The organism is Mitsuaria sp. BK041, from assembly GCF_014193085.1.
Lineage (GTDB): Bacteria > Pseudomonadota > Gammaproteobacteria > Burkholderiales > Burkholderiaceae_C > Roseateles.
The window spans coordinates 414,238-425,773 of the sequence record NZ_JACHYT010000001.1; the positions used below are offsets into that span (position 1 = coordinate 414,238).

An 11,536-nucleotide genomic window follows, 5' to 3' on the forward strand; every position below is an offset into this window, starting at 1 on the left:
CCCGCTCGTTGTGAAAGCGCTTTCACAATCGACCGATATTGCCTAGGATGCGTCCCGCCGGAGAGAAGTCGCGACCTTGGACCCGCGCCGCAGAGCGCTGGCCGGATCGCGCCGATCGGTGCCCTCCTGCACACCATCGACACCTCTTGGAGACATGAATGGGATTTCCGAACCGCATGGGCGCGCCGATGCTGCGCGCCGTCGCCCTGGGCTTGTGCGCGACTGCCGCCGCGCCGGCGTTTGCCAGCGTCACCAATCCGACCATCGGCCGCCTGTTGTGGTCCGAGGAATTCAACGGCGCGTCGTTGAACACCAGTGTCTGGACGCCCTATGACGGCAATGGCTGCCAGATCAACCTGTGCGGCTACGGCAATGCCGAGCTCGAGTACTACAGCCCCAACAACCTCTCGATCGCCGACGTGCCCTTTGAAGCCGGCACGCGCGCCCTGGCGATCCGCGCGCTGCGGCAGACCATCGGCAGCAATGAGTTCACGTCCGGAAAGGTCGATTCCTACGGCAAGGTGCAGGTGCAGTACGGAATGATCGAGATCCGCATGGCCACGCCGCAGGTCACCACCGGGCTGTGGCCGGCCGCCTGGCTGCTGGGAACCAGTCCGCAGGTCTGGCCGCGCAAGGGCGAGATCGACATCGCCGAGCTGGGCCATCGCGCCTCGGCCTGGGCCGCGGCGGGCGCGCCTTCGCCCGACCATTTCGTCGGCGCCAATGTGATCACCTGGTCGCAGGCCGCCTGCGTGCCGGGCAATGAGTCGTGTGCCGCCTCCACCGCCTGGCAGACCAAGAACTGGTACAAGCCGCAGGCCTCATTGGCGAATCGCTTCGTCAAATACCGCTTCTACTGGACCGAAAGCCAGATGCGATTCACCGTCGTCGACAACGACGGTGAACACGACATGTACGACGCGCCGTTGCCGGTGAACTCGACGGCCTTGCAGGCGCCGTTCTATCTGCTGCTGAACATGGCGGTGGGGGGCAACTTCACCGATGCGGCGACGCCCTCGCAGGTGAACGCGCCACTGCCCGCCACGATGTACGTCGACTACATCCGGGTGTATGAACTCGACGGCAAGGGAGAGGTGAAGTTGGGCAACCAGGTGGTGCCGGAAGTCGCCGGCAAATTCGGCGTGTTCACCGACAACACGGTGGTCAACAACAAGCTGGTCGCCGGCAGCACGTCCGACATCTTCCTGTGGAATGGCGCGTCGACCGCGGCCGGCAACACGCTGCCGTATGAAGGCGGCAATGTGATCGCGTGGAGCTACAACACGCCGGGACAGTGGTTCGGCGGCGGCATCCAGTCCCGCCAGATCCGCGACCTCACCAACTACCGCAATGGCCAGCTGAAGTTCCGGATCAAGATCCCGGCCAACGTGTCTTTCAACATCGGCATTGGCGACACCTACACCAACCAGAACTGGGTGAACTTCCCAGCCAATACGACGGCATTCGGCCTGGTGCGCAATGGCGAATGGGCGACGGCGACCGTTCCCGTCTCGACGCTCATCGGACCGAAGGTCGCGCTGCAATCGATCGCCGACATCTTCATGTTCTCGGGCGACAACAACCGGCTGCCAACTTCGGCTTTCCAGTTCGCGATCGATGACGTGGTGTGGGAGTCCGGCACGACGACCCAGGAGCCGCCGACGCCGGCCGGCATCACCCAGCCGTCGGCGACCACGGTCAAGTTCACGGAGCCGACGGGGACCTGGGCCGACGTGCATTACACGATCAATGGCGGCGGCCAGATGAATGTGCGGATGCTGAAGGAAGGCAGCGGCAATGCCTACACGGTCACCGGGCTGAAGCAGGGCGATGTCGTGCGATTCAACTTCACTTACTGGGACCCGGCCCGCAATGGCGCCTACGACACGGCGCTGCAGAGCTACACGGTGAAGTGAACACGCGGGATGAGGCGTCAGGGGATTGACGACGACTCGTCAGTCGACGATCTCCGCGCCCCATCCGTCGTAGACCACGCCATGTGTTTTCGCGAGCGCCTCGAATTGCGCCGACAACGCCATGAGCGCATCCAGGTCCGGAATCATGCGGCGAGCGGCGACCACCTGCCAGGTCGGCGCATCGTCCTCCGGACCGAAGATCCGCACATCGAAATCCAAGTCGGCCAGGGCGTGCGCGATCGACATCGCGGCGGCTTCTTCGGCGGCGTCGAAGGCGAATTCGGGGACGTGTGGCAAGGACAGATCCGCGCCGAGTTCAACCATCTGCGCCAACACCTTGGCGTCCGGATCGTCGTTGTTGACCAGGCGATCGAGGAGTTCGGGAGAAGTCGGCATGGGTGCAGCGGATGAGAGCGTGAGGAATGGCCTGCCGCCGTCGGTCACGGCGGTGCGGGATCATCCCACGGCGCGATGAGTCGACGCCTTCAGCCCCTGACGTCTTCGCTCGCGCGGCCGGGAGACCCGCGGATCGGGGCGGCCGCATTCGGCGCCCCGACTAACGTCGCGCGATGGATCGAAGCATCATGGCTGTCAGGCCGCCGGGCCATCCGGCAGCTTCGCGATGACCTTGATCTCGAACTGGAACCCGGACAGCCAGGTCACGCCGATGGCGGTGGCGGTCGGATAGGGCGCCTCGCCCCAGAACTCGGCGGCGACGGCCCAGGCGCGCTCGAAGTGGGTGTGGGGATCCACCATGAAGACGGTCACGTCGATGACGTCGCGGAAGCTGCAGCCCGCCGCCGCCAGGATGGCGTTGAGGTTCCTGAACGCGAGTCGGACCTGCTCGTCCCGGTCCGGCTCGGGCGATCCATCGGCGCGGCTGCCGACCTGGCCGGACACGAACAGCAGCCCATTGGCGCGAATGGCGGGGGAGTAGCGGTGCAGCTCATAGAGCGCGTGGCGGTCGGGCGGGGAGACGACATCTCGAGTGAACATGACCGGCATTCCTTTGAAGCACGAATTGCGATGTGCTCACTGTAGAAATTCGCCGCCCGCCGATAAACCAGCGACTCGCACAATCACTGTTTGGGGTCGCCAAACAGTGAGGGCGGATACAACCGCCGCCTCAGCATTCTGCTGATAGGCAAGCCGTGGCGTGCTGACTATCGTCCTCCCTCATCGGCCAGCAATCACGCTGCGCGACAGCATGGAGGAAGCCCACGATGAAAGCTCATGACTCCCGGCCCAGGGTGATGCAACGCCAGCCCGCGGCCGCCGCGCATCGTGGCGATGCCATGGACGGCGCCTCGCGAACCTCGCTGGTTCACCAGTCGCCTCGCATGGTGTCCCAGCGTCAGGCCATCGACGCTGCTTTCGGCGCTGCCTGCCGACATCGGGTTGGACCCGCACCGCGCACCCTGTCTGGCGGGCGCATGGGCCCGCACGGTGCGGTCCTGCAAGGGATGTTCAACCTCACAACCGTGCCACGCCAGAGCAAGAACCGGGGTGGCGTCATGGCCGGCTACACGGCCGGGCCCAATATCGCCGATCTGCACATCGCGGCGGGCGCCAACCTCGCCGGCGAACTGATGCAGAACTTCCTGATGACGCTCTGGGAGGTGCGCGACACCCTGCAGGCCAGGCAGGCCGCAGGTGGCCCGGCCGGCACGGTCGAGATGCATCCGGCCGGGTCTCAGGTCCTCAAGATGACCATGGAAATGCTCGCCGAGGCGGTGGGCCAGAACCCGGCCCTCCAGAACGCGCAAGCGGCCAAGCACCTGCGCCAGCTCAACAACGTGCCGCTGACCGCCAACAACAATGTCCTCGATGCGACCGTGGTCCCTGAGCATGTGCGTTATCGCGACGCGCTCATCGGCGTCGGCGGCGTGACGATGAACCCGGTCGGAGGCGGCACCACCGGTGGCACGGTGGACATGCTGCAGAACAACGCCGGCGGCGCCGCCGAGCGGGTGCTCTACGACACGGCGTTGGCCACCCTGCAGCCTTTCATGAGCATCAACGTCACGATCACCTTGCCAGTGCTGCTTGGCATCATCGGCATGCTCGAGGGAAGGATGAGCGACTTCAAGCGCTGGGCGCTCCAGGCGAAGTACGCCGTGTTCGGGTGAGGCCGAACACGGCCGCCGGCTACTCCTCCAACCGGAACGCCCCCGCCTCGAAATCGGCGATCGTCGCGCGCGCGGCGGCGAGCTGGGAGGCCGGCACCAGCACGCGCACGCCGCCAACGGCCGGCGAGAGCAGCGAGTAGTTCTGCACCATGTGCTCGTCCGCCAGGTGCGGCGTGAGCGCGGCGGACCGGAGTACGCCCATCAGCAGGTGGGCCTCGATGGGCGAGTCGCGCGTGGCGACACAGACGAAGTCATCGGAGCTGGCGTCGGCGCGGTCGGGCATGGGTCCTCCTGGGTTCCTCCCAAGGGCCGCAGCTTAGACCGCTTCCCGCGTGGGCGCATCCGTCGTCCGGAGCGCACCGCGCGCTCAGACCGTCACCGGCGCCTGCGGCACCTGCGGCATCTGCCACTGCGTCCCCGGCGCATAACGCGCGATGTACTGCTGATGCCCCGGCATCTGCTGCACCGTCTGGTCGATGCGCGCCTTGATCCCGCCCAGGAAGCCGGCCAGCTCGCGGTCGCTCATCAGGTCGGCCGTCGGATGATGCTGCTCGGGCATCAGGCCCTGGCCCAGCATCACCTGGATCCACGAGTTCTCGGTGAACAGCTCATTCGGCCCGCGGAACACCCGGCCGCTCTCGCGGAACAGGTCCAGCCGGTGCTGCAGCGACGCCGGCACCGACATCTCGCGCAGGTCGCGCCACATCGGCGAATCGGTCCGCTGCTGCAGGTGGTAATGCAGCACGATGAAGTCGCGGATGTGCTCCAGCTCATGCCGCATCTGGGCGTTGTACTCGTCGACGTCGGACTGCCGGATCCCGTCCTTCGGGAACATCTGCAGCAGCCGGATCGCGCTGCGCTGGATCAGGTGGATGCTGGTGGACTCCAGCGGCTCCAGGAAGCCGCTGGCCAGGCCCACGGCGACGCAGTTGCGCTGCCACACCACGTCGCGCTGGCCCGGCTTGAAGCGGATCACGCGATGCGGCGTCAGCACCTCGCCCTCGATGTTGCCCAGCAGCGCCGCGCGCGCGGTCTCGTCGTCGGTGTAGCGGCTGCTGAAGACCACGCCGTTGCCGACGCGGTGCTGCAGCGGGATCTGCCACTGCCAGCCCCAGGGATGCGCGATCGCGCGCGTGTAGGGCACCGCGTCCCGCACCGACGCGGTCTGCAGCGCGATCGCGCTGTCGCAGGGCAGCCAGTGCGACCAGTCCTGGTAGCCGACGCCCAGCGTCTGCCCCAGCAGCACCGAGCGCATGCCGGTGCAGTCGATGAAGAGATCCCCTTCGACCTCGGACCCATCCTGCAGCTTCAGCGCGCGCAGGTCGCCATCGGGCCGCAGCAGCACCTCGGCGATACGGCCCTCGATGCGGCGCACGCCGAAGCCCTCGCTGAAGCGGCGCAGGAAGGCGCCGTACAGCGATGCGTCCAGGTGGAACGCGTAGTTGATGCCGTCGCCCGGCAGATGCGCGAAGCGGTTCTGCTGCGCCGCGCGCAGTTCCAGGCAGTAGTCGCCGTAGTCCGACGCCATGCCGCGCTCGCGGCCCTTCATCCAGAAGTGCTGGAAGCCGGCGGTCCAGTGGTCGATGCCGGTGCTGCCGAACGCGTGGATGTAGCGCGCGTCGGGGTCGCGCCAGCCCTCGAACTGGATACCCAGCTTGATGGTGGCCTGCGTCGCGGCCATGAACTCCCGCTCGTCCAGTCCGAGCAACTGGTGGAAGGTCAGCATCGTCGGGATCGTCGCCTCGCCGACGCCGACGGTGCCGATCTCGTCGGACTCGACCAGGCGGATGTCCAGCTGCTTGCCCAGGTGCTTGGCGATGCAGGCGGCCATCATCCAGCCGGCCGTGCCGCCGCCGGCGATGACGACGCGTCGCACCGGCGAGCGGGGAACGGACGGGGCGGGGGGCGTGAAGCTCATGGCGTCTCCTCCATGTCGTGGGTCGGGCGGCTTCCGGCGCGACGATGCGGGCGTCCGCAAGGACGCGTCGCTCAACGCTGCCGGAGCCGCTGGATCAGGTGGGCGCGCAGATGGCCGGCGCCCTCGGCGGTGATCGGGGCCAGCGCATGGCGGGCATGCGCGGGGATGTGGGCCGAGGTCTGGCCGTCGGCATTGAACACGTAATGGTCGAAGATCCCCTGCCAGGCGCGGCGTTGCGGCGCCGGCAGATCGCGCAGCGACAGCAGCGCCAGCATCAGCGCGAAGACCGGCGGATCCATGTGGGCCGGCGACTGCCGCCACCAGTAGTTGATCAGCACGTTGAACGCGTCCAGCGCCTCCACCTGGTGCCACCACATGCTGGGGATGTAGAGCGCGTCGCCCGGCTCGAGCTCGGCGACCTGCGCGTGCTCGAGCGCCGTCGCGAAGCGCGGGAAGCGCTCGAAGTCCGGCTGCTTGAGGTCGACCAGGCTGACCGGCTGGCCGGCCGGCGTGAAGTCGATCGGACCGACATACAGGTTGGGCAACTGCTCCGGCGGGAACAGCGTGAAGCGGCGATGGCCGGCCGCCACGCACGCGATGTTGTCGGGCAGGTCGTAGTGCGGCGCGATGCGGCTGCGATTGCCCAGCCAGACGCTGGCCAGCGCCTCCGGTGCCGCCGTGCCGCCGGTCGCCAGCGAGGACAGGTCCAGGTCGTTGTGCGCGCGAAAGCCGGGCAGGCACTCGTCGACCGTCGTTGAGCCGACGTAGTAGCAGGGCGGACGCTCGACCTCCGCGAGTTGGAGCAGTTCCTCCATCAGCGCCGGCAGCGGCGCGTCGGCCCGGCTGAAGTTCATGCCGGTGAGGTCGTCGTTGTAGAAGATGCGGCCGTCGATCTCCGGCGGGCCGGTCATGATCGCCACCGGCGCGCCGCGCCAGCAGCCGTGCAGGTAGTCGACCGCGGCGCGGTCGGAGCGCCGCGCCTCCCGCACCATCGGCCAATGCGACACGAGGCCGCGCAGCACCACCGGCTGCGCGGCCTCGATCAGGAGGGAAGGAAGCCGACCCGGCACCAGGTCGTGGAGTTCTCGGATCGGCTTCATGCGGGCATCGCCCCCGGCGGGGTCAGAACTTGTAGCGGAGGCCCAGCATATAGCGGCGTCCCGTCTGCGTGACCGCGTACACCTCCTCCTTGGTCCGGCCATGCTGGCGCAGGACCGAATCGCCGAGGTTGATGACTTCGGCCTGCAGGCTCAGGCGTTCGCTGAAGTTGTAGCCCAGGCTGACGTCCACCTGCGAGTAGGGCTCGGTGAAGATCGGCGCCGAGCGGCCCAGCTGGTTGCCGTCGTTGACGGCGGCCAGGAACTTGTCGCGCCAGTTGTAGGCCACGCGCACGCTGAACTTCGCGTCCTCGTAGAAGCCCACCAGGTTGGCGGAGTCGCTCAGGCCCACCAGCGCGTACTGCTGCGCGAAGCTCATGTTGTCGTACTTGAGCCCCGACTTCACCTTGGTGTAGTTGGCCGCGACGCCGAAGCCCGAGTTCCCGAACGCGTGCTGCACGTTCAGCTCGAAGCCCTTCAGGCTGTTGGACTGCGTGTTGGCCGGCACCGTGATCTGGAAGTTGGCCACCGGATCGCCGGGCTGTCCGACGATGGTCCCCAGCGCATGGCCGTTGCTCTCGCCGGTCTTGGTCACGCCCGGCTGGCCGTTGTAGCGGTTGAGGATGTAGTCGCGGATGCAGGTGATGTCGCTGCCGCAGCCGCCGGTGGTCGAGGCCTCGTTGTAGTACGCGCCGCCGATCGGGGTGTGGAGGTTGAACGGGGTGGCGTTCTCGAGCGTCGAGCCGATGTAGTTGCTGATGTTCTTGCGGAACACGCCCGCCGCCACATAGCTGGACCGCGCGTAGTAGTACTCCAGCGAGAAGTCGATGTTCTTCGACTTCAGCGGCTTCAGCCCCGGGTTGCCCTGCGAGCCGGTGCCGCCGCTCAGGCGCGCCAGGTCGTTCAGCGTCTGCCCGCCCTGGATCGCGTCCCAGCCTGGACGGCCGATCGTCGTGCCGTAGCTGGCGCGCAGCTTGAGCTTGTCGGTCAGGTCGGCCTGGTAATCGATGTTGGGCAGCCAGTAGCTGTACTTGCCGTCCAGCGTCGTGAAGCCCGGGTCGCCCTTGAGCACCGTCAGCTCGTTGTTGGAGCCCCAGGTGATGCCGGTGGCGATCGGCACCAGCGCGCTGGAGGTGACCTTGGTTTTCTCGTAGCGCATGCCGACCGTGGCGCTCATCGGGACGCCCAGTTCCCACTCGCGGGTGTACTCGGCGTAGGCGCTGGTGGACTTCTCCGTCGTGCGGCGGTCCGTCGAGAAGACGTTGGACGCGAGGTACTTCGACGGATCGCCGTTGCCTTTGGCGGCCAGGTCGCGGACCGTCCCGAAGTCGAAGGTGTAGAACTGCGTGAACAGGCGCGGATCGCCGACGCCGCCGATCTTGCCGAAGAAGTCTCGCAGGTCCTGCGGGATCCAGACTTCGTCCGGGTAGTTGGCCGGGCCGTTGGCCACGCCACCCCAGTTGTCCAGCTGGACGTTGGCGTAGGCCGAGCGGTTCTTCGCCTTGGTCAGGCCGACGCCGAAGTCCAGCTTCGATTCGTCGCTGATCTCCCAGCTGCCGTTGATCTGCTGCTGGTCGACCTGCGCCTTCATGTAGCTGTTGCGGAAGGACGAGCCCGTCACCTGTTGCAGCGCCGCGTTGCGCGTCGTCGTCGGCATGATCAGGATGGGCAGGTCCTGGCTGAAGTCCACGCCGGTCTGGCCGCGGTTGAAGCTGGCCGTGCCGATCACGTTGTTGCTGCCCCAGGGGCTGTCGGCGCCCGACTCCGCAGTGGAGTGGTGGGCGTCGAAGCCGAAGCGCAGCTTGTCGGTGACCTTCCAGTCGGCGTTGAAGCCCAGCGACTTGTTGTCGTTCTTGGTCGCGAAGTCGGCGCCGCCCATGGACAGGTCGGCGTCGCCGTTGGCGATCAGCTCGGTGTAGTTCAGCGGCGCGGACACGGGGCCGGAGGTCCACGAGCTCGACGAGGGGCCGAAGCTGAACCAGGCCGACAGGTCGTTGCGGCGCGTGTGCACCTTGTTCTGCGAGACCGTGTAGTCCAGCGTCGTCGTCAGCGACTTGGTCGGCGCGAACTGGAACGTCAGCTGGCCGTTCGTGCGCTCACGGCTGATGGCGTTCATGTTGTAGTTGACGTTCTGCGGCAGCGAGTAGACGTCGCTCGCGCCCGGACGGTTGGTGATCCGTTCCGAACCCGGCGCGCCCGGCAGCGGGATCGCGCCGTTGCCCGTCTCGTCGCCCTTGAAGGGCAGCCAGCCGTTGGGCACGCCGGCGCTGTTGTAGCCGGCGTCGCGCTTCTGGAAGCTGCCCGAGACCGACACGCCGAACATGCCTTCGCCGAAGGTCGTGCTGTAGATGCCCGACACCTCGGGCGTCACGCTGTCGCCCTTGATGTTGTCCGGCAGGCGCGAGTTGCCGCCGTCATGCACCGCCTTGACGCCGATGCTGGCGATGGTCTTCTTGGTGTCCAGCGGGCGCGCGGTCTTGATGTTGATCGTTGCGCCGATGCCGCCGGTCGGGGCGCTGGCGCGGCTGGTCTTGTAGACCTCCAGCGCGGCGATCGATTCCGTGGCCAGGTTGGCGAAGTCGAAGGCGCGCGAGTTCGACGGACCCGTGTCCGCCAGCGTCGAGGCCGGCATCTGGCGGCCGTTGAGCAGCACCAGGTTGAAGTCGGGGCCGACGCCGCGCACGGTGACCTTGGAGCCTTCGCCCATCGAGCGGTCGATCGACACGCCCGAGATGCGCTGCATCGACTCGGCCAGGTTGGTGTCGGGGAACTTGCCGATGTCCTCGGCGACGATGCCGTCGACCACGCCGCGCTGCTGGCGCTTGAGGTTCAGCGAGGTGTCCAGCGACTGCCGGATGCCGGTCACGACGACGGTGTCGATCTGCGCGTCGGCCGTCTTGCGCTGGGCCTCGGACGCGGCACCCTCGGGGGCCGCGGGCGCCTGCTGGGCATGCGCCGCGGCGGCCAGGAACAGCATCGCGCAGGCCGCCGCCACCGGTTGGGGTTGCGGTCCGCGGCCCTGCCGCTGTCGGGTGGGGTGGACGTGTTTCATGTGTCTCCTTGTTGTCTCTCAGTCTTGGCCATGACCCACGTGCGACGGCGGGCCCGAGGGATGCAGGGCAAGCTGGATCCGGATCTCGTCGGGGCACGGCTTCGTTGGCCGTCGCCCCGTCTGTCCTTCGCTGCCAGGACGCTCCTTCCCTCGCACCGGAGGGCGCGTGGCGGATCATCTTGAAAGCGCTTTCAGAATTTAACTGCTTCGGCTCCGGGTCCTCTACTGACTTTCCCTAGCGAGGGGTCCGCGCCACACCGGGCGCGGGGGTACTGCGAAATGGGGCGGCCGCGGCGGCCTGGCGGACGCCGGGCGGCGTGGCGCTTTCAGGCCGCCACGGGGACGGCGGGGCGCGCGTCCAGCGCGCGGGACTCGGCGTCGAAAGCCAGCGCGTGCTCGGCGCCGGCGATCAGGCGGACGCTGTCCCCGTCGTGCAGCGCGGCCGCGCCGGCGGGCAGCTTGGCGGTGAGCAGCTCGGGGATGCCGTCCACGCGCAGGTGCAGGATGGACACGTCACCCAGGTGCTCCGCCAGCACGACGGTCGCCGGCACCGCGGCCTCGTCGGTGGCCGCCGCCAGCTGCAGATGCTCGGGCCGCAGGCCCAGGCGGGCCGCCGCCGGACGCGCGGCGCCGCCGAGCGCGTCCCACAGCCGCCGCGCCGCGCCGGGCGCGTGCGCGGCCGGTCGTTCGATGAAGTTGATCCGCGGCGCGCCGAGGAAGCCGGCGACGAAGGCATTGGCCGGATGGCGGTAGAGGTCCATCGGCGCGCCGAGCTGCTCGATGCGGCCCTTGTTGAAGACCGCGATGCGGTCGCCCATCGTCATCGCCTCGACCTGGTCATGGGTGACGTAGATCATGGTCGTGCCGAGCTGCTGATGCAGCCGGGTGAGCTCGATGCGCATGTCCACGCGCAGCGCGGCGTCCAGGTTGGACAGCGGCTCGTCGAACAGGAATACCTTGGGCTTGCGCACGATCGCGCGGCCGATGGCCACGCGCTGGCGCTGGCCGCCGGAGAGCTGCCGGGGCGTGCGCTGCAGCAGGTCGGTGATGCGCAGGACCTCGGCGGTGCGGCGCACCTGCTCGTCGCGCTCGGCGCGGCCGACGCCGGCCATCTTCAGCGCGAAGCCCATGTTCTCGGCCACGGTCATGTGCGGGTAGAGCGCGTAGCTCTGGAACACCATCGCCGCGCCGCGGTCGGCGGGGCGCAGGTCGTTGGCGCGGGTGCCGTCGATCAGCAGGTCGCCGCCGCTGATCTCCTCCAGGCCCGCGATCATGCGCAGCGTCGTGCTCTTGCCGCAGCCCGACGGGCCGACGAAGACCATGAACTCGCCGTCCCGCACGTCCAGGTCGATGCCCTGGATCACCTCGTGATCGCCGTAGCGCTTGCGGATGCCGCGCAGCGTGACTTGTCCCATGACGGTGCT

At 67.8% G+C, this 11,536-nt stretch carries 9 protein-coding genes; 2 read left to right on the forward strand and 7 right to left on the reverse strand.

All coding sequences use genetic code 11. From position 1 onward, the window contains the following. The first annotated feature begins 158 nt into the window (after positions 1-158). Positions 159-1,916 carry a family 16 glycosylhydrolase gene (locus FHT38_RS01805; RefSeq protein ID WP_255488576.1) on the forward strand — a complete coding sequence of 586 codons (1,758 nt, stop codon included), beginning with the start codon at positions 159-161 and terminating at the stop codon, positions 1,914-1,916. Positions 1,917-1,955: 39 nt separating this feature from the next. Here FHT38_RS01805 and FHT38_RS01810 read toward each other — a convergent pair whose 3' ends face one another. Together FHT38_RS01810 and FHT38_RS01815 are read right to left on the reverse strand one after the other, a co-directional pair. After that, complete coding sequence (locus FHT38_RS01810) at positions 1,956-2,312, reverse strand: ribonuclease E inhibitor RraB (RefSeq protein ID WP_183489330.1); 357 nt, start codon at positions 2,310-2,312, stop codon at positions 1,956-1,958. A gap of 195 nt (positions 2,313-2,507) precedes the next feature. Beyond that, positions 2,508-2,912, reverse strand: a complete 405-nt coding sequence (locus FHT38_RS01815) for a RidA family protein (RefSeq protein ID WP_147240396.1) — start codon at positions 2,910-2,912, stop codon at positions 2,508-2,510. 227 nt (positions 2,913-3,139) lie between these two features. Between FHT38_RS01815 and FHT38_RS01820 the strand changes: the two genes are divergently transcribed. Beyond that, entirely contained in the window at positions 3,140-4,045 is a 906-nt protein-coding gene (locus tag FHT38_RS01820) for a hypothetical protein (RefSeq protein ID WP_147240397.1), read from the forward strand. Positions 4,046-4,064: 19 nt separating this feature from the next. On the opposite strand, the gene FHT38_RS01825 is transcribed toward FHT38_RS01820, so the two are convergent. The 5 genes from FHT38_RS01825 to FHT38_RS01845 form a co-directional block, all read right to left on the reverse strand. Then, entirely contained in the window at positions 4,065-4,328 is a 264-nt protein-coding gene (locus FHT38_RS01825; RefSeq protein ID WP_091720819.1) for a DUF2007 domain-containing protein, read from the reverse strand. Between the two features lie 84 nt (positions 4,329-4,412). After that, positions 4,413-5,963: a tryptophan halogenase family protein gene (locus FHT38_RS01830; RefSeq protein WP_183489333.1), complete on the reverse strand. Its 1,551-nt coding sequence runs from the start codon at positions 5,961-5,963 to the stop codon at positions 4,413-4,415. Positions 5,964-6,034: 71 nt separating this feature from the next. Next, on the reverse strand, positions 6,035-7,063 hold the full coding sequence (locus FHT38_RS01835; RefSeq protein ID WP_183489336.1) for a cupin-like domain-containing protein: 1,029 nt from the start codon (positions 7,061-7,063) through the stop codon (positions 6,035-6,037). Positions 7,064-7,085: 22 nt separating this feature from the next. Next, positions 7,086-10,112 carry a TonB-dependent receptor gene (locus tag FHT38_RS01840; protein WP_255488577.1) on the reverse strand — a complete coding sequence of 1,009 codons (3,027 nt, stop codon included), beginning with the start codon at positions 10,110-10,112 and terminating at the stop codon, positions 7,086-7,088. A gap of 326 nt (positions 10,113-10,438) precedes the next feature. Further along, the gene (locus tag FHT38_RS01845; protein ID WP_183489339.1) at positions 10,439-11,527 is read right to left on the reverse strand and encodes an ABC transporter ATP-binding protein; all 1,089 of its coding nucleotides are present in this window, start codon (positions 11,525-11,527) and stop codon (positions 10,439-10,441) included. Between the last annotated feature and the right edge of the window lie 9 nt (positions 11,528-11,536).

What these genes read in the sequence shown, in the direction of transcription:
- FHT38_RS01825 (WP_091720819.1), bottom strand. Translation starts at nt 4,328, where the DNA reads ATGCCCGACCGCGCCGACGCCAGCTCCGATGACTTCGTCTGTGTCGCC.
- FHT38_RS01805 (WP_255488576.1), top strand. Translation starts at nt 159, where the DNA reads ATGGGATTTCCGAACCGCATGGGCGCGCCGATGCTGCGCGCCGTCGCC.
- FHT38_RS01815 (WP_147240396.1), bottom strand. Translation starts at nt 2,912, where the DNA reads ATGTTCACTCGAGATGTCGTCTCCCCGCCCGACCGCCACGCGCTCTAT.
- FHT38_RS01835 (WP_183489336.1), bottom strand. Translation starts at nt 7,063, where the DNA reads ATGAAGCCGATCCGAGAACTCCACGACCTGGTGCCGGGTCGGCTTCCT.
- FHT38_RS01845 (WP_183489339.1), bottom strand. Translation starts at nt 11,527, where the DNA reads ATGGGACAAGTCACGCTGCGCGGCATCCGCAAGCGCTACGGCGATCAC.
- FHT38_RS01810 (WP_183489330.1), bottom strand. Translation starts at nt 2,312, where the DNA reads ATGCCGACTTCTCCCGAACTCCTCGATCGCCTGGTCAACAACGACGAT.
- FHT38_RS01820 (WP_147240397.1), top strand. Translation starts at nt 3,140, where the DNA reads ATGAAAGCTCATGACTCCCGGCCCAGGGTGATGCAACGCCAGCCCGCG.
- FHT38_RS01840 (WP_255488577.1), bottom strand. Translation starts at nt 10,112, where the DNA reads ATGAAACACGTCCACCCCACCCGACAGCGGCAGGGCCGCGGACCGCAA.
- FHT38_RS01830 (WP_183489333.1), bottom strand. Translation starts at nt 5,963, where the DNA reads ATGAGCTTCACGCCCCCCGCCCCGTCCGTTCCCCGCTCGCCGGTGCGA.